The 20,429-nt window shown below is 62.8% G+C and carries 20 protein-coding genes; 9 read left to right on the forward strand and 11 right to left on the reverse strand.

Annotated features, from left to right (window positions below; all coding sequences use genetic code 11):
• The first annotated feature begins 13 nt into the window (after positions 1-13).
• From motD to yegS, 6 genes are all read left to right on the forward strand, one after another.
• Positions 14-901 (forward strand): flagellar motor protein MotD, encoded by an 888-nt coding sequence (motD, locus tag ACVWVP_RS13195; protein WP_176999072.1) that lies wholly within the window; start codon positions 14-16, stop codon positions 899-901.
• A gap of 51 nt (positions 902-952) precedes the next feature.
• A complete protein-coding gene (locus ACVWVP_RS13200) occupies positions 953-1,741 on the forward strand; it encodes a ParA family protein (RefSeq protein ID WP_016976611.1) in 789 nt (262 codons plus the stop codon).
• Complete coding sequence (locus ACVWVP_RS13205; protein WP_457406373.1) at positions 1,741-2,526, forward strand: CheW domain-containing protein; 786 nt, start codon at positions 1,741-1,743, stop codon at positions 2,524-2,526. Before ACVWVP_RS13200 ends, ACVWVP_RS13205 begins: the two co-directional genes overlap by 1 nt.
• Before the next feature lie 80 nt (positions 2,527-2,606).
• Positions 2,607-3,089 carry a chemotaxis protein CheW gene (locus tag ACVWVP_RS13210; protein WP_010564003.1) on the forward strand — a complete coding sequence of 161 codons (483 nt, stop codon included), beginning with the start codon at positions 2,607-2,609 and terminating at the stop codon, positions 3,087-3,089.
• On the forward strand, positions 3,090-3,482 hold the full coding sequence (locus ACVWVP_RS13215; protein WP_178925715.1) for a DUF2802 domain-containing protein: 393 nt from the start codon (positions 3,090-3,092) through the stop codon (positions 3,480-3,482).
• A gap of 883 nt (positions 3,483-4,365) precedes the next feature.
• The gene (gene yegS, locus ACVWVP_RS13220) at positions 4,366-5,286 is read left to right on the forward strand and encodes a lipid kinase YegS (protein ID WP_178925921.1); all 921 of its coding nucleotides are present in this window, start codon (positions 4,366-4,368) and stop codon (positions 5,284-5,286) included.
• On the opposite strand, the gene ACVWVP_RS13225 is transcribed toward yegS, so the two are convergent.
• The 3 genes from ACVWVP_RS13225 to ACVWVP_RS13235 all read right to left on the reverse strand — a co-directional run bounded on the left by ACVWVP_RS13225 (position 5,245) and on the right by ACVWVP_RS13235 (position 7,612).
• Positions 5,245-5,904, reverse strand: a complete 660-nt coding sequence (locus ACVWVP_RS13225) for a response regulator transcription factor (protein WP_178925920.1) — start codon at positions 5,902-5,904, stop codon at positions 5,245-5,247. The two genes, yegS and ACVWVP_RS13225, sit on opposite strands and share 42 nt — an antisense overlap.
• On the reverse strand, positions 5,901-6,794 hold the full coding sequence (locus tag ACVWVP_RS13230) for a sensor histidine kinase (protein ID WP_259174365.1): 894 nt from the start codon (positions 6,792-6,794) through the stop codon (positions 5,901-5,903). Before ACVWVP_RS13230 ends, ACVWVP_RS13225 begins: the two co-directional genes overlap by 4 nt.
• Before the next feature lie 368 nt (positions 6,795-7,162).
• Positions 7,163-7,612: a hypothetical protein gene (locus tag ACVWVP_RS13235; protein WP_178925919.1), complete on the reverse strand. Its 450-nt coding sequence runs from the start codon at positions 7,610-7,612 to the stop codon at positions 7,163-7,165.
• A gap of 553 nt (positions 7,613-8,165) precedes the next feature.
• On the opposite strand from ACVWVP_RS13235, the gene ACVWVP_RS13240 reads away from it, so the two are divergent.
• On the forward strand, positions 8,166-9,101 hold the full coding sequence (locus ACVWVP_RS13240; RefSeq protein ID WP_178925918.1) for a chemotaxis protein CheV: 936 nt from the start codon (positions 8,166-8,168) through the stop codon (positions 9,099-9,101).
• 270 nt (positions 9,102-9,371) lie between these two features.
• The gene (locus tag ACVWVP_RS13245) at positions 9,372-10,178 is read left to right on the forward strand and encodes an MOSC domain-containing protein (protein WP_457406379.1); all 807 of its coding nucleotides are present in this window, start codon (positions 9,372-9,374) and stop codon (positions 10,176-10,178) included.
• 50 nt (positions 10,179-10,228) lie between these two features.
• On the opposite strand, the gene ppnP is transcribed toward ACVWVP_RS13245, so the two are convergent.
• The 8 genes from ppnP to ACVWVP_RS13285 form a co-directional block, all read right to left on the reverse strand.
• Positions 10,229-10,513, reverse strand: coding sequence for a pyrimidine/purine nucleoside phosphorylase (gene ppnP / locus ACVWVP_RS13250; protein WP_176998029.1), 285 nt, complete (start codon positions 10,511-10,513; stop codon positions 10,229-10,231).
• A gap of 222 nt (positions 10,514-10,735) precedes the next feature.
• Positions 10,736-11,278 carry an exonuclease domain-containing protein gene (locus ACVWVP_RS13255; RefSeq protein ID WP_178925916.1) on the reverse strand — a complete coding sequence of 181 codons (543 nt, stop codon included), beginning with the start codon at positions 11,276-11,278 and terminating at the stop codon, positions 10,736-10,738.
• Positions 11,279-11,351: 73 nt separating this feature from the next.
• A complete protein-coding gene (locus tag ACVWVP_RS13260; RefSeq protein WP_457406382.1) occupies positions 11,352-13,235 on the reverse strand; it encodes an acetyl-CoA carboxylase biotin carboxylase subunit in 1,884 nt (627 codons plus the stop codon).
• Between the two features lie 117 nt (positions 13,236-13,352).
• On the reverse strand, positions 13,353-14,114 hold the full coding sequence (locus tag ACVWVP_RS13265) for an enoyl-CoA hydratase/isomerase family protein (protein ID WP_259174214.1): 762 nt from the start codon (positions 14,112-14,114) through the stop codon (positions 13,353-13,355).
• Entirely contained in the window at positions 14,111-15,268 is a 1,158-nt protein-coding gene (gene atuD / locus ACVWVP_RS13270; RefSeq protein WP_457406385.1) for a citronellyl-CoA dehydrogenase, read from the reverse strand. Before atuD ends, ACVWVP_RS13265 begins: the two co-directional genes overlap by 4 nt.
• Before the next feature lie 13 nt (positions 15,269-15,281).
• Positions 15,282-16,898, reverse strand: a complete 1,617-nt coding sequence (gene atuC, locus ACVWVP_RS13275) for a geranyl-CoA carboxylase subunit beta (RefSeq protein ID WP_457406387.1) — start codon at positions 16,896-16,898, stop codon at positions 15,282-15,284.
• A 3-nt stretch (positions 16,899-16,901) separates the two neighbouring features.
• Positions 16,902-17,774: an SDR family oxidoreductase gene (locus tag ACVWVP_RS13280; protein WP_457406390.1), complete on the reverse strand. Its 873-nt coding sequence runs from the start codon at positions 17,772-17,774 to the stop codon at positions 16,902-16,904.
• Between the two features lie 12 nt (positions 17,775-17,786).
• Positions 17,787-19,565, reverse strand: a complete 1,779-nt coding sequence (locus ACVWVP_RS13285) for an acyclic terpene utilization AtuA family protein (protein WP_457406392.1) — start codon at positions 19,563-19,565, stop codon at positions 17,787-17,789.
• Positions 19,566-19,719: 154 nt separating this feature from the next.
• Between ACVWVP_RS13285 and ACVWVP_RS13290 the strand changes: the two genes are divergently transcribed.
• The gene (locus tag ACVWVP_RS13290) at positions 19,720-20,343 is read left to right on the forward strand and encodes a TetR/AcrR family transcriptional regulator (protein ID WP_178921290.1); all 624 of its coding nucleotides are present in this window, start codon (positions 19,720-19,722) and stop codon (positions 20,341-20,343) included.
• Positions 20,344-20,429: the final 86 nt, after the last annotated feature.

The raw sequence follows: 20,429 nt of genomic DNA on the forward strand, positions 1-20,429 counted from the left end.
GGGGGTATCGACTATGAGCCGTCGCCGTCGCGAACCTGAAGAACACGTCAACCACGAGCGGTGGCTGGTGTCCTATGCGGACTTCATCACCTTGCTGTTCGCGTTTTTCGTGGTGATGTATTCCATTTCGTCGATTAACGAAGGCAAGTACAAAGTCATTTCCCAGGCGCTGATCGGCGTGTTCAACGATGCCGACCGCGCCCTCAAGCCGATACCCATTGGTGAAGAACGGCCCAAGACTGTGACCCCGGCCAAGCCGCTGGTCAACGACAGCGATGAAACCGCAGCCGGTGTAGGCGGCACCAGCGACCCGCTGAAAAGCATCGCCGATGACATCAGCGCCGCCTTTGGCGACCTGATCAGCTCCAACCAGATGACCGTGCGCGGCAATGAGTTGTGGGTGGAGATCGAACTCAATTCCAGCCTGTTGTTCGCCAGTGCCGACGCGATGCCCAGCGACCAGGCGTTCACCATCATCGACAAGGTGGCGGCGATCCTCAAGCCGTTCGAAAACCCGATCCACGTGGAAGGCTTTACCGACAATTTCCCCATCAGCACCGCGCAGTACCCGACCAACTGGGAGCTGTCTTCGGCGCGTGCGGCAAGCATCGTGCGCATGCTCGCGATGCAGGGCGTGAACCCGGGGCGCCTGGCGTCGGTGGGCTATGGTGAGTTCCAGCCGGTGGCCAATAACGCCACGGCCGAGGGCCGTGCGAAGAACCGTCGCGTGGTGCTGGTGGTGTCGCGCAACCTGGATGTGCGCCGCAGTCTGACGGGCACGGGAACGGCAAATGCGACACCGGATGCGGCGTTGAAGCGGGCTGGCACACAAACTGCACCGGCCCCTGCAAAGCCGCCGGTTCGTTCGGGCAACGTCAATTCTCCGTCACCGGCTCAATAACCCTATGCAATGTCTCGGTCGCGCCTGTGCCCACCGGGAGGAACCAACCGAATGAGAGTCTGGGCAGTTGCCAATCAAAAAGGTGGGGTCGGCAAGACCACCACCTCCATCGCCTTAGCCGGCTTGCTGGCCGAGGCGGGCAAGCGTGTGGTTGTGGTCGACCTGGACCCCCACGGCTCCATGACCAGCTATTTCGGCTACGACCCGGATGCGCTGGAACACAGCAACTACGACCTGTTCCTGCACAAGGGCAGCGTACCGGCCGACTTGCCGGGGCAACTGCTGCTGCCCACCAGCAATGAAAGCATTTCCCTGCTGCCGTCCAGCACCGCCCTGGCCACCCTTGAGCGCCAGTCGCCGGGGCAGAGCGGCCTGGGCCTGGTGATCGCCAAGACCCTGGCGCAATTGTGGCAGGACTTCGACTACGCAATCATCGACAGCCCGCCGTTGCTGGGCGTGTTGATGGTCAACGCCTTGGCAGCCAGCCAGCAGTTGGTGATCCCGGTGCAGACCGAGCACCTGGCCGTCAAAGGCCTGGAACGCATGGTCAGCACCCTGGCGATGATCAACCGCTCGCGCAAGCAGGCGCTGCCGTTCAGCATCGTGCCGACCTTGTTCGACCGCCGCACCCAGGCGTCCCTCGGTACGCTGCGCGTGTTGCGCGATGCCTACCCGGACACCATCTGGAACGGCTACATCCCGGTGGACACGCGCCTGCGTGACGCCAGCCGCGCAGGCCTCGCGCCGTCGCAGTTCGACCCGAAAAGCCGTGGCGTGCTGGCCTACCGGGCGTTGCTCAAGCACCTGCTGTCCCAGCAGCTTGTGGCGCAGGTGGCGTGATGAACCGTCCCGTCGAACTCAAGACCCGGCCGCAACTGGCGCTGGAATCCTACCTGGATGCCTTGCTGCAGGATGCGACCGCGGAAGAACTGCCCGAACCGATCCTGGTGCTGGAGCCGGCCGTCGAACCAGACAGCACGTTGGATGAATTCCAGCTGGCCGTGTTGGAAGAACAAGCGCGTGACGCCCAGGTGGTTGTCGCCCCGGTCGTGGTGCCGATCGTCCCCGTGGTGGTGGCGCCGGTAGCGCCCGTGGTCGAGGTGCACCTGCCACCGAGCATCACGCCGCCACCGGTGACGGGCGACGACCGACCGTCCTGGGCGGCCGAGCCGTTCGAGTGCCTGCTGTTCGATGTCGCTGGTCTGACCCTGGCCGTGCCGCTGGTGTGCCTGGGTTCGATCTATTCGCTGGAAGGCCAGGAACTGACACCGCTGTTCGGGCAACCGGAGTGGTTCCTCGGCATCCTGCCGAGCCAGGCGGGCAACTTGAAAGTCCTCGATACCGCGCGTTGGGTCATGCCCGACCGCTACCGCGATGACTTCCGCCAGGGCTTGCAGTACGTGATCTCGGTGCAGGGCTACGAGTGGGGGCTGGCGGTGCATCAAGTCAGCCGCTCGTTGCGCCTGGACCCGAACGAAATCAAATGGCGCAGCCACCGGGGCCAACGGCCGTGGCTGGCGGGCACCGTGATCGAACACATGTGCGCGTTGCTTGACGTCGCCGAGCTGGCCGAGCTGATCGCCAGCGGCGCCGTCAAGTCGATGCCACTGAACAAACACAGTTGATTGAACAATAAGGGTCGCATGCGAATGCGGCCAATGAAGCACACACGCCGTGTCATGCGGCATTTGAAGGGGTCAGGGGTATGAATAAATCAGCGTCCGCACAAGGTTTGGATGATCCGATCCTGCAATGGGTGACCTTCAAACTGGACAACGAGTCCTATGGCATCAACGTGATGCGCGTGCAGGAAGTGCTGCGCTACACCGAGATCGCGCCGGTACCGGGTGCCCCAAGCTACGTGCTGGGTATCATCAACCTGCGCGGCAACGTGGTGACGGTGATCGACACCCGCCAGCGCTTTGGCCTGGTGCCGACTGAAGTCAACGACAACACCCGTATCGTCATCATCGAAGCCGACAAGCAAGTGGTCGGGATCATGGTCGACAGCGTGGCCGAAGTGGTCTACCTGCGCCAATCGGAAGTGGAAACCGCGCCGAACGTGGGTAACGAAGAATCCGCCAAGTTTATCCAGGGCGTGTGCAACAAGAACGGCGAGCTGCTGATTCTGGTTGAGCTGGACAAGATGATGAGCGAAGAAGAATGGTCGGAACTGGAGAGCATCTGATTGTTCTTTGAGGCGGCGGTGATCGTCCTGGCCCTGTTGTGGGCCGGGACGCTGGCATTTGTGCTGCGTTATGTGCGTCAGCAGCGGGAATTGGCTTTGCAGCAGGCCGAGCGTGATGCCGTGCGAGACCGACGCCTGGTGGAGTTGGCCAAGCGGGTTGATCACTTCCAGCAGAGTGCGGTGAAGGTGGGGGACGAGGTGCACGAGTTGCGCGCGATCCTGGGGCCATTGCCGGACAAGTTGGCGCAGTTGGAACAGCGTGATCCTTCCAGCCTTTCGTTTGCGCAGGCGGCGAAATTGGTGGGGATGGGGGCGACGGTGGATGAGTTGACGCAGTCTTGTGGGTTGACTCAGGCTGAGGCGCAACTGATGAGTAAGCTTCACAAGAGTTGACGGTGTACATATCCGTTATTTAGGTAACGGCGTCTTATGGTTCCGCTCTTACAGCGGCTCACTTTTGAAGAGCGCAAAAGTAAGCAAAACGCTCTTGCCCCAACACTCGGCACCTCGCTTAGGCTCGGTGTGCCCGAACGAAGGCTTTGGAGCGTGGGCCGCCGCGATGGGCCATCCTTGGCCCAGCGCGGCTAACCCGGCGTCCTGCCGGGTTACCCACGCTCCAAAGCCTGCGTTCGGCCAGCGTGTTTGACGGGGCGCCCCAGATCAAAATCAAAAGCAAGAGCACGGCGGCCTAGTAGCCGACCTGAGTGGTTAGATCAAAAGCGGATACGTGTAGGAGCTGGCTTGCCGGCGATGCAGACACTGCGGTGAATCAGGTACACCGCGTTGATGCCATCGCAGGCAAGCCAGCTCCCACAGTGATGGCGCCGCGTCAGGCATCTCGGTACACCCACAAGCCCAATCAAACCAGCGATAGCTCTTCGCTCTTGATCTACACCACTCAAGCCGGCTGTCAGGCCGCTGTGCTTTTGATTTTGATCTGAAGCGCCCCGTCAAACACGCTGGCCGGAATTCGGCAGGGATTTGGGGAGTAAACCGGCAGGGATGCCGGTTTAGCCGCCCCGCGCCATGGATGGCGCGTGGCGGCGGCCCCCCAAATCACTGTCGGATTACGGGCACACCGAGCGTGAGCGAGGTGCCGAGTGTTGGGGCAAGAGCCCTTTGGTTACTTTGGGGCTTTTCCAAAGTGACCCGCCGTAAGGGCGGAACCCATACCAGCCGTTACCTAAATAACGGATATACACCCGGTAAACCAAACCAATCCCCCTCCCCAAAGGTCCACATCCTCCAAGCACCTTCGAATCAGGAGATTCACCCCATGACCACCCCCAAAGCCCTACTCATCCTCCACGGCAAGCAAGCCCTGAACGAGGACGTACGCGCCGCCGTGCAAGCCCGGCGTGAACAAGGTTGGGAGCTGGCAGTACGGGTGACCTGGGAAGGCGGCGATGCCCAACGCCTGGTCAACGAAGCCCTGGAAGGCAACTACACCCATATCATCGCCGGCGGCGGCGACGGCACCCTGCGCGACGTGGCCGAAGCCATGGCCTTGGCCAAGACCGACGCCAGCCTGGTGATGATGCCCCTGGGTACCGCCAACGACTTCGCCAAAGCCGCCGGCGTACCCCTGGAGCCCGCCCAAGCACTGGCGCTGCTGGACGTGCCGCCCAGGGCGATCGACCTCGGCCAGGCCGGTGGGCAGATCTTCCTCAACATGGCCACCGGCGGCTTCGGCAGCCAGGTCACCGCCAACACCTCCGAAGACCTGAAAAAAGTCCTCGGCGGCGCGGCTTATCTGTTTACCGGCCTGACCCGCTTCAGCGAGTTAAAGGCGGCCTACGGTGAACTGGAAGGCCCGGGCTTCCATTGGAAGGGCGACCTGCTCGCGCTGGGCATCGGCAACGGCCGCCAGGCAGGCGGTGGGCATGTGCTGTGCCCGGGGGCGTTGGCCGATGACGGCCTGCTGGACATCAGCATCCTGCCGGCGCCTCAGGAGGTGGTCGGCACGCTGCTCACCCTGATGACCGATGGCTGGGGGTTGGACAACCTGTTTGTACGGGCGCGCCTGCCGTGGGTGGAGATCAAGGTGGCCGAAGGCTTGTACATCAACCTCGACGGCGAGCCGCTCAAGGGCGACGACCTGCGCTTCAGCGCTTTGCCCAAGGCGTTGCGCGTGCACCTGCCGGAGGGTTCGCCCCTAGTCGTCCAGGCTGATGATCTGCTCGCGAACGGCGAATAACACCAAACCCGCCACATCGAATATCTGCAGGCGTTTCATGATCTGCGAGCGGTGTGCTTCCACGGTCTTGATGCTCAGGCCCAGGCCGTGGGCGATCTCCCGGGTGGATTTGCCGCGCACGATCAAGCGCAGGATCTCCAGCTGGCGAGCGGTGAGGTTATGGCTGTGGGCGGCAGGGGAGGCCGGGCCCTGGCTGCGCACCAGCGCCTGGTTGATCACCGTATGGGCGATGGCCGGGCTCAGGTAGCGCTCGTTGTTGCGCAGGGCCGCCAGGGCGTGTTCCAGCTCGTTGGCGGTGGTGTCCTTGAGCAGGTAGCCATGGGCGCCGCATTCCAGCGCGCGCATGATCAGCTCGGGGTCGGTGTGCATCGACAGGATCAGCACCTTGCTCTTGGGGTAGGCGGCCTTGAGCTGCTGCAGGGCGTCGAGGCCACCTGTGTGCTTCATCGACAGGTCCAGCAGCACAATATCAGGCTGCAGGGCGCTGAATTTTTCCAGCAATTGCGCGCCATCGCTGGCTTCGCCGATTACCGTATAGCCATCAATATCCTGGACCAGCGCGCGTACGCCGGCCCTGATCAGTGCGTGGTCATCCACCAGGAGTAATTTGCAGGTCACTCGAGAACCTTAGGGGAACTGGCCCGTTCGAGGGCGCGGGGCGCCCAGGGGAAAAGCGCGTCGATCCGTGTCCCTTTGCCTGGTTGGCTGCTGACGGTCAATGAGCCGCCAAGCTGATCGATCCGCTCTGACATGCCGGCCATGCCCCGTTGGCCTTCCAGGCCGGGGTTGATGGCGGGCGAAAAGCCCTGGCCGTCATCGCAGATACTCAGCGACAGGCCTTCGGGCAGGCGTTGCAGGCGTACCAACAGATTGCGCGCCTGGGCGTGGCGTAGCATGTTGGTCACCGCTTCCTGGGTGATACGAAAGGCCGCGACGGCCATTTCTTCCGGGATGCCGGTCAGCCGTTGCTGGCATTCCAGGCTCCAGTGAATCGAGGTGTTTTCCAGGGTCTTGAGCAGGTGCGCGCGCAGGCTCGCCTCCAACCCCAGGCTGGCCAGCTGCCGTGGGTTGAGGATGGCGGACACGTCGCGCACCTTGGCCAGGGTTTCATTGAGGGTGTTGCACAGCACGCTGCATTGGCTTTGCAGGTCTTCGGGCAGGCGACGCTTGAGCCATTCACTTTGCAGCTTGGCGGCGGTGAGCAACTGGCCGATGTCGTCATGCAGTTCGCGGCTGAGGCGATGGCGTTCGTTTTCCTGGACCTGCAGCAGGCGGTCGGCGAGTTCCTGCGGCTGGAACTTGATCGATTTGCGCGAGCTCCACTGTTGCAGGCCCACCACGATCAGGGTCGCCGCGTTGAGCAGCAGGATCAGCAACGGCAGCGGCGCCGAGCGCGCGTAGGCCCACACACTGACCAGCAGCGAACACAGGCACAGGGCAAGGACCATACGGCGTGCATTGCTGCGGGACACGGACCTTGCGATGAGTGACTTGAGGCTGGCGTACATAGCGGATGGAGCCAATGAAGGTTCGCTGCGGGAAGACCGGTCACGGCGGCTGACAGGGCTCTGTTTGGGATGCGGTGCCGAATCGTTTTTATACATGATGAAGTTGAGTCACTTCGAGCGGGGCATAGTACCACCACTATTACCGTTGGTCGCCTGGCGCCTCTCTTGGCCGGCTTAATTAACCACGCAGACGCCCTGGGCGGTAATCCCAGAGTTTTAAAGAGAGGGCAGTTGTATTTATAAAGTTGGTTTGTACCGTTATTGCGCTGATGGCTAATTGATATGTATTGCCCGCAATGACGTAGCGTCCGTTTAGGCTGACGGTCGTTTTTAGATAACTCGCCTATTAATTACGACCTGTTCGACACTCAAGACGCGTGGTGCATGCGCTGCTGCGGTTTATAACCGAAGTCTTTTTGTGGGATTTGCAAGGTGACAGTCGCAATCAGCGTTGTTTGCTCGGTTTCATCCAGCCCTAATTCTCCAGTGCGGATGTCGATCAACTCCAGTTGCCAGGCCAACAACCTCAAACAGTCCTGCAAGGCATCAAGCGCCTGGTCATGCAACTGCATGGGGCTTGCGGCATTGGCAATCAGGTACTGAATGTGACGCGAGAACTCGCTGATCGCCTGCAGGGCCAGGCCTTCGGCCTTTTCGGCCAGTTTGGCGAGGCTGGCTTTCATGCAGTCTATGGCGTCGCTGTCGTTGCGAATCAAGTGCAAATGGTTCAGGCACTCTTCCGACTTGGCCAGCAGCATTTCTGCTTCAAGCAAAAAATCGGGAAGTGCAGTTTGCCATTCGTTCGCGTTATTCATCATGCAAGTCTCCGCAACATTAGGTCCGGTGATGAGATGCCGCATCGGGTGAATGGCTTAAAACTACCGCTGAAATATGACTGAAATCTGTAGCCCGTTTCTGGGATTTCAGTAGGACGCTTATTTGAATGATCACGAAAGCCGTGCGCGGCCCTCATTATCAGGGGCGATTGCACAACTTCAGTTGCCGCCACGTGAATGTCTGGAAGACCCGTGGGCCGAGGGCTTGGGATGGCAAACAAAAGCCTGACTCCATTCATGCAATGAGAATGGCGTCACATTAATGGCTATTAGATATCGCGAATATCAGGTTGGGCCTGATTGTGTATAGGGGAATCCCTTACAGGGTGGAACCTCGCGTCGATTTGAATGTCGCGCGACGTCGCTGTGATGCCGTCTGGAGAGGCCGTTGCAGTAAAGCATGATGTCAGTGTGACATCAATGAATTTACGTGGCATTTTACGGGGGTCAAGGTCTGGCATTTGCCGCCGATAACAAACCTTAGTGAGCAGCACATTCTCTCAGCGCGAACCCACGCGCCCATCAGGAGCTTTTAATGGCCGGCATTCTCGACACGGTAGATCAACGCACGCAACTGGTGGGTGAGAATCGCCTGGAGATCCTCATGTTCCGCCTGTTCGGGCGCCAGCTGTTCGCGATCAACGTGTTCAAGGTGCAGGAAGTTCTGCAGTTGCCCAAGCTGACGTTGATGCCCCAGCGGCACCCGTTCGTCTGCGGCGTGGTCAACCTGCGCGGCCAGACCCTGCCGGTGATCGACCTGTCCCAGGCCATCGGCATGCGCCCGCTGGTGCCGGGGCCGAACAGCACCATCATCGTCACCGAATACAACCGCTCGGTGCAGGCGTTCCTGGTGGGCGGCGTCGACCGCATCGTCAACATGAACTGGGAAGCCATCCTGCCGCCGCCGAGCAGTGCCGGCCGCCAGCATTACCTCACCGCCATCAGCAAGGTTGATGACCAACTGGTGGAAATCATCGACGTGGAAAAAGTCCTCGCCGAGATCGTGCCGTACAACGCCAAGGTTTCCCGCGAAAAACTCGAAGACCCGGTGCTCGAGCGCGCCCGTGGCCGCGAAGTGCTGCTGGTGGACGACTCCAACGTGGCCCTGTCGCAGTTGCGTGACACCCTTGGCCAACTGGGGGTGAAGATGCACATTGCCAGTGACGGCCTCAAGGCGCTGAACATGCTCAAGGCCTGGGCCGACAGCGGCCAGGTGATGACCGACAAGTTGCTGATGATCTTCACCGACGCCGAAATGCCCGAGATGGACGGTTACCGCCTCACCACCGAGATCCGCAACGACCCACGCCTGCGTGGGCTCTACGTGGTGCTCCACACCTCACTGTCGGGCAGCTTCAACGATTCGATGGTGAAGAAGGTCGGCTGCGACAACTTCCTGTCCAAGTTCCAGCCGGACAAACTGGTGGACGTGGTGCGCCAGCGCCTGATGCTCGACCACGCCCCTGCCTGACAGCCCGCACGGTAACTTGTAGTGAGCGGGCTCGCCCCGCGCGGCGTCGTGTCAGGCGGCCCAGCGTTGACTGGCACACCGCGGCGCGGGGTAAACCCGCTCACTACAGCAGTACGCGGTAACTTGTAGTGAGCGGGCTCGCCCCGCGCGGCGTCGTGTCAGGCGGCCCAGCGTTAACTGACACACGGCGGCGCGGGGTAAACCCGCTCACTACAAAGACGGGCGTGTTTGGGATAGGGTGGCGTTTTATTCTTGCAGGAAAGCAGGCCCATGCTTCGTCTCAGCGCGTTGTACCGTTACCCCTTGAAGTCCGGCAAGGCCGAAACCTTGCAGCAGATCGGCCTGGATAAACTGGGGTTGGACGGTGACCGACGCTGGATGCTGGTGGATGAAGCCAGCGGGCGTTTCCTCACCCAGCGCGCCGTGGCCAAGATGAGCCAGTTGTCTGCCCTGTGGAACAGCAGCGGCGGCCTCACCCTGAGCACCCCGGGCCAGACCGCGCTGGACGTGGCATTGCCCGGCAGCGAGGCCGAGTTGCGCGGCGTGACCATCTGGCGTGACACCCTGCGTGTACCGGACGCCGGCGATGAAGCCGCAGCCTGGGTCAGCGATTTCATCGGCAAACCCACACGCCTGGTGCAGGTGCCTTTGGAGCGTGCACGCACCACCGAGGCCGGTTACGGCAAGGATGACGACCAGGTCGGGTTCGCCGATGGCTTCCCGCTGTTGCTGATCGGCCAGGCGTCGCTGGACGACCTTTCCCAACGCATCGGTCGCCCCATGGAAATGCTGCGCTTTCGTCCCAACCTGGTGATCGAGGGCAGCGAGGCGTTCGCCGAAGACACCTGGAAACGCGTGCGCATCGGCGACGTGGAGTTTCGCGTGGTCAAGTCCTGTTCGCGCTGCATCCTCACCACTATCGATCCGGCCAGCGGCGAACGCAGTGCCGACCGCGAGCCCTTGGCCACGCTCAAGACCTATCGCGAGCAGGGCGGTGACGTGATGTTCGGCCAGAACCTGGTCAACGACGGCATCGGCCAATTGGCCGTAGGCATGCCGGTGACGATCCTGGAATAAAAAATGCCCGTCTCGCGAGAGACGGGCATTTTTTTGACGGCCGGAGAAGGTTAGCCGCGGTATTCGCACAGGTAAGCGGTGTCGACGGCGACCTTCAGTTGGAACTTGCTGTTGGCCGGTACGTTGAACTGGCTGCCGGCGGCGAAGGTTTCCCAGTCGGCGGCGTCTGGCAGCTTGACGGTCAGGGCGCCGGACACCACGTGCATGATTTCACGCTGGGCGGTGCCGAACTCGTATTCACCCGGGGCCATCACGCCGATGGTCGCCGGACCTTCTGCGGTGCCGAAAGCGATCGACTTGACGGTGCCGTCGAAGTACTCGTTGACTTTGAACATGGGCGAATCCTCGGAAAATGGGTTAAGGCTTCCCGCCCCCCCGTAGGAGCCGGCTTGCTGTGGCGAGGGAGCTTGCTCCCGTGGACTGCGTAGCAGTCTCCGGCTTTTGGGGGCGCTTCGCACCCCAGCGCAAGCAAGCTTGCTCGCCACAGTTTCCGGCTCCTACGGGTGAGCAGTATTTCGGAAAAGGGCGGCCAGTATGCCCAAGCCAGCGGAGGCTGCCTAGACCGGCAAAATCAACGGCAGCAGGCGTGCGGTGTTGCGCGCGTCTTCCAGCGCCCGGTGTTGCTGGCCATGGAACTGCATGCCCGCCAATTGCAGCGCGCCGTTGAGCCCCAGCGGCTTGTCCAGGCGCCGGGCCTTGGCAAAGCGCTGCTTGAGGTTCACGTGGGGCGTATGGGCCAGCGCACTGGCCAGGCCATGGCGTTGCCACTCCAGCTCCAGCTGCGCGCGGTCGTAGTCGCCCCAGCTGGCCCAGCCTTCCAGGCGTGCCTGGTGCTGGCCCAGCCAGCGTTCGAACAACGGCCACACCTCGGTGATCGGCGCCGCAGCGTCGATGTTGGCCTGGGTGATGTGGGTCAGTTGGCGGCAGAAGGGCGTCAGCAATGGACGGCGCAACGGCCGCACAAAGCGCTGGAAGTGATCCAGCTCGCGGCCCTGGCGGTTCACCAGGCTCGCGCCGATCTCGATGACTTCCATCTCCGTCACGGGCCAGCCGCCTTCATCCGTTGTGGCTTCAAGGTCAATAATCAGCCAATGAGGCATCGCGCAGGTTCCCGTACTCATCCCTTCCTGATGGGGATAGAGCGTAGCCCGGCCGCGTAGTTCCGCCCAGGCCTTATTCGATCTCCAGCAACACTTGGCGATTGCGCACCTGGTCGCCCGTCACCACCTGCAGCGTCTTGATCACGCCATCGACCCCGGCAATCAGCGGGTGCTCCATTTTCATGGCTTCGAGCACCAGCAGCAGTTGGCCTTTGGTCACGCGGTCGCCATGGCTGACATGTACATCGACGATGGCACCGTCCATCGGCGCCTTGACCGTACCGCCGCTGGCATCGGCCTGGCGGCTGGCGACGTGCTGGGTGCGATTGATCACCGTAAGGCCGGGCAGCCACAGGTGGTTGCCGTCGAGGTGGTAGGCGATACGTCGACGTATGCCGTTGAGTATCAGGGTGGCGTGACGACCGTCGGTGCTCAATTGCAGCGGCTCGGCGGTGACGGTGTGGATGTCGCCATGGGCTTCCAGGCGATAAGTGCTGGGGGCGCCAGCGTTGTTGCGCCATCCCGCAAGGCCCTGGGCATGCTGATTGGCGCCGTGCTGATAAAACAGCGCGGCGGCCAGGGCCAGTTGTTCGGCCGTCGCTTTCGGCTGGGTGATGTCACTGAAGTGCTCGGCGATAAATCCGGTGCTGAATTGACCGTCGATAAAGTCCGGATGCTTGAGCAGGTCCACCAGCAGCTGCTGGTTGGTGGTCACGCCCAGCAACAAGGTGTCTTCCACCGCCCGCAGCAGTTTGCGCCGCGCCTCTTCGCGGGTACTGCCATGGGCGATGATCTTGCCGAGCATGGCGTCGTAGAACGGGCTGATGCACTGGCCCTGGCTGACACCGTGATCAATACGGGCATCGGGGGCCGGCTCCCAGCGCAGCACTTCACCGGTTTGCGGCAGGAAACCCTGGGTCGGGTCTTCGGCGTACAGGCGCACTTCCATGGCATGGCCGTTCAGGGTCACCTCCTGCTGGGTCAGTGGCAACGCGTGGCCGGCAGCGATCTGCAACTGCCAGCCCACCAGGTCGAGGCCGGTGATCAGCTCGGTGACCGGGTGCTCCACCTGCAGGCGGGTGTTCATCTCCAGGAAGTAGAACTGGCCGCTGCGGTCGAGCATGAACTCCACGGTACCGGCGCCCACGTAGTTCACCGCGCGCCCGGCCTTGAGGGCGGCTTCACCCATGGCGTGGCGCAGTGGCGCGGTCATCACCGGGCAGGGCGCTTCCTCGATGACCTTCTGATGGCGACGCTGGACCGAGCAATCTCGCTCGCCAAGGTGGATCAGGTTGCCATGGCTGTCACCGAACACCTGGATTTCCACATGGCGCGGCTCGATCAACGCCTGTTCGAGGATCAGCTCGTCGCTGCCAAACGCGTTCCGGGCTTCGGAGCGCGCCGTGTGCAGGTTGTCCAGCAGGGCCTCGGCGCTGTGCACCAGGCGCATGCCACGCCCGCCGCCGCCGGCGCTGGCCTTGATCATCAGTGGGTAGCCGATGCGCTCGGCCTCGTATTGCAACGTGGCGTCGTCTTGGGCGCTGCCTTGGTAACCGGCGATGCACGGCACCCCGGCGTCGAGCATGGCGAGTTTGGACAGGCGCTTGCTACCCATCAGTTCGATCGCCTCGGCGCTGGGGCCGATAAAGGTCAGGCCGGCGTGCTGGCAGACGCGGGCGAATTCAGGGTTTTCCGAGAGGAAGCCGTAGCCCGGGTGGAGGGCGTCGGCGCCGGTGAGTGTGGCGGCGTTGAGGATGGCCTGAATGTTGAGGTAAGACTGTTGCACCGGGGCGGGGCCGATGCACACGGCTTCGTCGGCCATCTGCACGTGCGGGGCCTGGGCGTCGGCGTCGCTGTAGACGGCCACGGTGCGGTAGCCCAAGGCTTGGGCCGTGCGCTGGATGCGGCAGGCGATTTCGCCGCGGTTGGCGATGAGGATTTTGCTGAATGCGGGCATGGGGTTATCCCTTGGCTGGTGGGGTGTCGGGTCTGGCCTCATCGCCGACAAGCCGGCTCCTACAGTTTGAATGTGTGAACACCTTCCTCTGTAGGAGCCGGCTTGCCGGCGATGGCGTCATCTGCACCACCTCGGCTTCCTTTTCTGCACAAACGCCTGTGTCCCCTCTATCCCTTCCTCACTCCTTACGGACTCGGCAAACCACTGCGCCCCGCGATCCAGCACAGCCTCCAGCGGCTCCTCCACACTGGCCAGCAACAAGGCTTTGGTCCGCGCATTTGCTCCCGGTGCACATTTGAGCACCTGGCCCAATACCTCATCCAGCCGCTCCGCCAACGCCTGTGGATCGCGCTCGGTAAAGTGCACGACACCCAGTCGCTCCGCCTCCACCCCATCAAACCGCGCCGCCGTCAGCGCCAGCCGGCGAGCCTGGGTCAAACCAATCCTCTTCACCACAAACGGTGCAATCTGCGCTGGCAGCAACCCAAGGCTGGTCTCCGGCAAGCCGAACTGCGCCTGGTGGTCGGCAAGCGCAATATCACTCACACAGGCCAAGCCAAAACCACCCCCCAGCACCGCGCCTTGCAGCACCACGATGACGACCTGCGGCACGGCTTCGGCCTCTTGCAGCAAGGTGCCGAACGCGCGGTTCAGCGCTTCCAGTTGATTGCCTGCAGTGACCAGGTCCTTCACATCCGCCCCGGCACAGAAATGCCCGCCGGCGCCGCTGATCACCACCGCCCGGGTCTCACCGTCCAGCTGCGCCAGCACGCTGCGCAGCTCGTTGACCATCTCCAGGCTCATCGCATTGCGGCACTCAGGGCGGTTGAGGGTGATGTGCAGCACGCCGTTGTGAGGTTCGAGCAGCAGGGTGTTCATGATTTTTTCCCGGGCAGGGTGCCCATCAGTTTGCAGATGATGCCCAGCATGATCTCGTCGGCCCCTCCGCCAATCGACACCAAACGCACATCGCGATACGCCCGTGCCACCGGGTTGTCCCACATGAAACCCATGCCGCCCCAGTATTGCAGGCAGCTGTCGCTGACTTCGCGGCCCAGGCGCCCGGCCTTGAGCTTGGCCATGGAGGCCAGGCGGGTCACGTCCTGGCCCTTGATGTATTGCTCGGTGGCCTGATAGACCAAGGCGCGCAGGCATTCGATTTCGGTGGACAGTTCAGCCAGGCGAAAGTGGATGACCTGGTTGTCGATCAGCGCCTTGCCGAACGTCTGGCGTTCGTTGCAGTAGTCGATGGTGCTGTCGATGCAATACTCCAGGCCCTTGATCATATTGGCCGCGCCAAACAGGCGTTCTTCCTGGAACTGCAGCATCTGCATCATGAAGCCTGCGCCTTCGTGGCCGATGCGGTTGCGCTGCGGCACGCGCACGCCGTCGAAGAACACTTGGGCGGTCTCCGAGCTGTGCATGCCGAGCTTTTCCAGGGGCGGGCTGACGCTGATGCCGGGGGTGTTCATCGGCACCATGATCAAGGATTTGTTGATGTGCGGCTTGTCGTCGGAGGTGTTGGCCAGCAAGCAGATAAAGTCGGCGCTGGGGGAGTTGGTGATCCACATCTTGCTGCCGTTGATGACGTAGTCGTCGCCGTCTTTGCGCGCATGGGTCTTCAACCCGGCCACATCGGAACCGGCCCCGGTTTCCGACACGCCGATGCAACCTACCTGCTCGCCGCTGATGGCCGGGCGCAGGAACTCCTCGCGCAGTTCATCGGAACCGAAGCGGGCGAGGGCGGGGGTGCACATGTCGGTCTGCACGCCGATGGACATGGGGATGCCGCCGCAGCGCACGGTGCCGAACTCTTCAGCGGCGACGATCGAATAGCTGTAGTCCAGGCCCATGCCGCCGAATTGCTCCGGCTTGGAAATGCCCAGCAGGCCGAGTTCGCCGGCCTTGCGGAAGATGTCGTGGATGGGAAAGCGCCCGGCTTTTTCCCATTCGTCCACGTAGGGGTTGATCTCGCGGTCGACGAAGGCACGCACGGTGCGGCGCAGTTCCTGGTGTTCCTGGGTAAAGATCATTTTTATTGTTCTCCTAAAAACGCCCTACACCGAAGGTATTGGCGTGCAACTCACGCACCTCGGCCTCGTGGCAGATATCCAGCAAAAAGCCGAGCAAGGTGCGGGTGTCCCGAGGGTCAATCAGCCCGTCATCCCACAGGTTCGCGCTGCCATACAGCGCAGTGGACTGGCTGTCGAGCTTCTGCGCGGTGACCTGCTCCAGCATGTCCAGCACCTTGGGGTCGGGCACCAGGCCGTCTTTCAGCTGCTTGGCCTCGGTGACGATGCGCAGCACCTTGCCCGCCTGCGCGCCACCCATCACCGCCGTGCGGCTGTTGGGCCAGGCGAAGATGAAGCGCGGGTCCAGGCCACGGCCACACATCGCGTAGTTGCCGGCGCCGTAGGAACCGCCAACCACCACCGTGAGTTTAGGCACCCGGGCGTTGGCCACCGCCTGGATCATCTTGGCGCCGTGCTTGATCACGCCTTGTTGCTCCGACTCGGTGCCCACCATGAAACCGGTGGTGTTGTGCAGGAACAGCAGCGGCGTGCGGCTCTGGTCGCACAGCTGGATAAACTGCGCGGCCTTGCTCGCGCCCTTGGGCGTGATGGGGCCGTTGTTGCCGATCACACCCACGGCGCGGCCCTGGATATGCAGATGGCCGCAGACGGTGTGGGCGTCGAACTCGCCCTTGAATTCGAGAAACTGCGAACCGTCGGCCAGGCGCGCGAGGATTTCGCGCACGTCGTAGGGTTTTTTCGGGTCGTCCGGGATCAGGCCCAGCAGCTCTTCGATGGGGTACAAAGGCGCTGCATAGGTCTTTTGGGGCGTCAGTGGCAGGCGATCATTCCAGGGCAGCAGGCCCACGATCTCCCGGGCGATACGCACGCCGTCCGCATCGTTTTCCGCCAGGTATTCGGCGGTGCCGGCGATTTGCGCGTGCATCTCGGCGCCGCCCAGTGCCTCATCCGTGGCCACTTCGCCGGTGGCGGCCTTAAGCAGCGGCGGCCCGGCGAGAAACAGCTTGGCCTTGCCGCGCACCACCACTACGTAATCCGACAGCCCCGGCTGATAGGCGCCGCCCGCCGTGGCCGAGCCGTGCACCACGGTGATCTGCGGCAGGCCCATGGCCGACATGCGTGCCTGGTTGGCAAAACTGCGTGCGCCTTCGACAAAAATCTCGGCGGCGTAGTTGAGGTTGGCGCCGCCGCTTTCGGCGAGGGTCACCACCGGCAGTTGGTTTTCCATGGCGATCTGTTGCAGGCGCAGGGACTTTTTCAGGCCGGTGGGGGAAATGGTCCCGCCCTTGATTGCGCTGTTGTTGGCCACCACCAGCATGCGCACGCCGCTGACGTAGCCGATGCCGGCGATCAACCCGCCACCGGCGGCGCTGCCATCCTTGTCGTCGTGGAGTTTGTAGCCGGCCAGGCCTGCCAGTTCCAGAAAGGGTGCGCCGGGGTCCAGCAGCAAATTCAGGCGCTCGCGTGGCAACAGTTGGCCGCGCTTGTCGAACTTGGGCTTGGCCTCATCGGCCTTGGCCAGCAGGTTTTGTTCCAGCTGACGCAGGTGGGTGAGGGCGGCGAGCATGGCCTCGCGGTTTTGGGCGAACTGGGCGCTGTGGCTGTCGATCAGGGATTCAATCACCGGCATGGTTTATTGCTCCGCCTTGAGTACATCCGGCAGGTACGCACGGTGGAAGCCATTGAACGGCTCGCTCGGCGGCTGCGCCTTGTGCAGCGGCCAGGCGCGGTTGCCCAGGCTGGCGGCGCCGTCGATGCGCAGGGTGCTGCCGCTGATGAAGGCGGCGGCGGGGCTGAGCAGGAACACAATGGCCGCGCTGACTTCCGACTCGGTGCCGATACGCTTGAGCGGCACGTGCTCCCGCAATGTCGGGATCACGGCCTTGAACGCGCCTTCGTAGGTGTCCATGCCGCTGGAAGCAATCCAGCCCGGCGCCACGGCGTTGACCCGCACCCCGGCATAACCCCACTCGAAGGCGGCGGTCTTGGTGAAGTTGTCCATGCCCGAACGTGCCGCGCCCGAGTGGCCCATGCCGGGCATGCCGCTCCACATGTCGGCGAGCATGTTGACGATGGCGCCGCCGTGTTTGCTCATCGACTGGTTGAACACCTCGCGCGCCATCAGGAAGCCGCCCACCAGGTTGGTGCGCAGCACGATTTCAAAGCCCTTCTGGTTGATCGAGGCGAGCGGCGACGGGTACTGGCCACCCGCGTTATTCACCAGACCGTGGATCGGGCCATGCTCGTGCAGGACCTGGCTGACCAGCGCCTTCACGGCGTCTTCGTCGCGAATGTCGCACGCCAGCCAATGGGCCGTGCCGCCGTCTTCGCTGATTTCGGCGGCCACCTGCTGCAGCTTCTCGGGCTTGCGTCCCACCAGCATCACCGTGGCGCCGAGTGCCGCCAGTTCATGGGCGGTGCAGCGGCCAATGCCACTGCCGCCCCCGGTGACTATCACGGTTTGCCCCTGGAACAGGTCGGCTTTGAAGATCGAGTCGAAGGCCACGGTGACGGTCCTTTAGCGGAGTTGATCGGCGATGTGTTGCGGCACGGCGATGGGAATTTCCAGCAGCTGCTGGGCGAAGGCCTTGCCCTGGGGGTCGATGCGCAGGCTGGCGATACCGCCGCCGCCCAAGGCGTTTTCCAGCAGGAAGTTGAGGCTGTGGCTGCCGGGCAAATACCAGCGTTCGACGCGGCCCTGCACAGGGTCGAGCACGTGGCCCATCCAGTCGACGATCACTTCCGGGGTCAGCGCCTCGGCGATCCACGGCAGGTAGTCGGGGTGGCGGGCGATCACGCCGATGTTGCTGTGGTTGCCCTTGTCGCCGGAACGCGCCACCGCCAGTTTCACCAGCGGCACGCTGGCGTCGGCGGCGCCTTGGGGTTTGGGCGGATCAACCGGTGCGGCGAGCGGAGCGAGGGCGGTGTCGGCAGGCAATACGCAAACGTGGCGCGCACCTTGGAACTCGACTACGGGCTCGCAGTGGGTTTTGTCGATCAAGAAGGAAAACAGCCGAATCAGCGGGTACACCGTTGGCCGCCCGCCGACGATGCCCGTCAGCCCTGGCGCCATGCCGGTGGCCGCCTGGGCGATCTCGCGGGCGAACAGCACCAGCGCCTGCTTGTTCGGGTGACGCACCGCCAGTTTCACCACCACCTCGCGGCAGTCGCGGCGCAAGGCGTGGGCGCCGTAGGTGGCTTCACTGCCGAGCAGTTCGATATTCACTTCGGTGTAGGGCGCCCAGCCGCGCTGGCTGAACAGCTCCGAGGTCTTGTTGATGATCGCCTGGCTGACGCGCTCGGCCTTGGCCACGGCGTCGATCCCCGCCAGCAGGCAACTGGCGGTGCAGCGAAAACCATCCGGGTAAGTGGCGCTGACCTTGTAGTGAGCGGTGGGCGGCGAGCCCTTGGCGCCGTGCACGCGCACGCAATCGAGGCCGTGTTGCTGCAATTGGACCTGGCTGAAATCGCAGATCACGTCGGGCAGCAAATACGCACGCGGGTCGCCGATTTCATACAGCAGCTGCTCGGCCACACTCAATTCGCTGATCAGCCCGCCCGTGCCCTCGGCTTTGTTCACTGTGAACGTCCCGTCGGCGCTGACCTCGACGATGGGAAAACCGATGTGCTCGTAGTCGGGGACGTCGCGCCAATCGGTGAAATTGCCACCGGTGCACTGGGCGCCACATTCGATGATATGCCCGGCCAGCGCGGCGTGGGCGAGGCGGTCGTAGTCTTGCCAGGACCAGTTGAATTCATGCACCAGCGCTGCGCTGACCACGGCGCTGTCCACCACGCGGCCGGTGATCACGATGTCAGCGCCCAGTTCAAGCGCCTGGGCGATGCCGGGGGCGCCGAGGTAGGCGTTGGCCGAGACGCACATGGGTGGCAACGGCGCGCCGTTGAACATGTCGTGGATGCCGTGCAGGTGCTTGAGTTGGGGGTGAAGGTCGTCGCCCAGCAGCACGGCGATTTTCAGCGGGACTTGCGCCTTGTCGCAGGCAGCCTGGAGGGCGGCGGCGCATGCCTGGGGGTGAATGCCGCCCGCGTTGCTGATGACGCGAATGCCCTGGCGCTGGATATCGGCCAGCAGCGGTGTGAGCACCTCGACAAAGTCCGTGGCGTAGCCGGCCTGGGGATCTTTCATCCGGGCGCCGGCGAGGATCGACATCGTGACTTCCGCCAAGTAGTCGAACACCAGGTAATCCAGCGCGCCGCCGTGTACCAATTGGGCGGCGGCGGTGCAGGTGTCACCCCAGAACGCGCTGGCGCAGCCGATACGAACCGTCTTGCTCATGCGAAGTCCTTCTCCAGAGGGCTGGCGTCGAGACTACCAAGCAAGCGCTTGGTTTGTAAACTCTCGACACAAGTTTTGACCCAAGCGCTTGCTTGGTTGGCGACCACGGCCTAAATTGCCGGCCAAGACGTCAGTAGCAGTGAAGGAGAGAGACATGGATGAGCACAAAGCCCTGCGGGTGATGCGCACCATGGTCGACGAAGGCCGTTTGACCGACCCTGACAGTGCGCGGGGCAAGTTGCTGCAAACCGCGGCCCACTTGTTTCGCAACAAGGGCTTTGAGCGCACCACGGTGCGCGACCTGGCCAGTGCGGTGGGCATTCAGTCCGGCAGCATCTTTCATCACTTCAAGAGCAAGGACGAGATCCTGCGGGCGGTGATGGAAGAAACCATCCACTACAACACCGCGATGATGCGTGCCTCGCTGGAAGAGGCGAAAGACGTGCGCGAGCGCGTGCTGGCGCTGATTCGCTGCGAATTGCAGTCGATCATGGGCGGCAGCGGCGAGGCCATGGCGGTGCTGGTGTACGAGTGGCGCTCGTTGTCGGCCGAGGGCCAGGCGCAGGTGCTGGCATTGCGGGATGTGTACGAAGAGCTCTGGCTGCAGGTGCTGGGCGAAGCCAAGGCGGCGGGCTATATCAAGGGCGATGTATTTATTACTCGACGCTTCCTGACCGGCGCCCTGTCCTGGACCACCACCTGGTTCCGCGCCCAAGGCAGCCTGACGCTCGAGGAGTTGGCTGAAGAAGCCCTGTTGCTGGTTCTGAAAGCCGACTGACGCGCAAGCTATTAATTTGGCGGTGGAAAGTTGTCTCGCCTGACAAAAACGCCTAGCTTATCGCCATCAATGTGTTGAACGGTGTG

The organism is Pseudomonas sp. TE24901 (assembly GCF_054058375.1).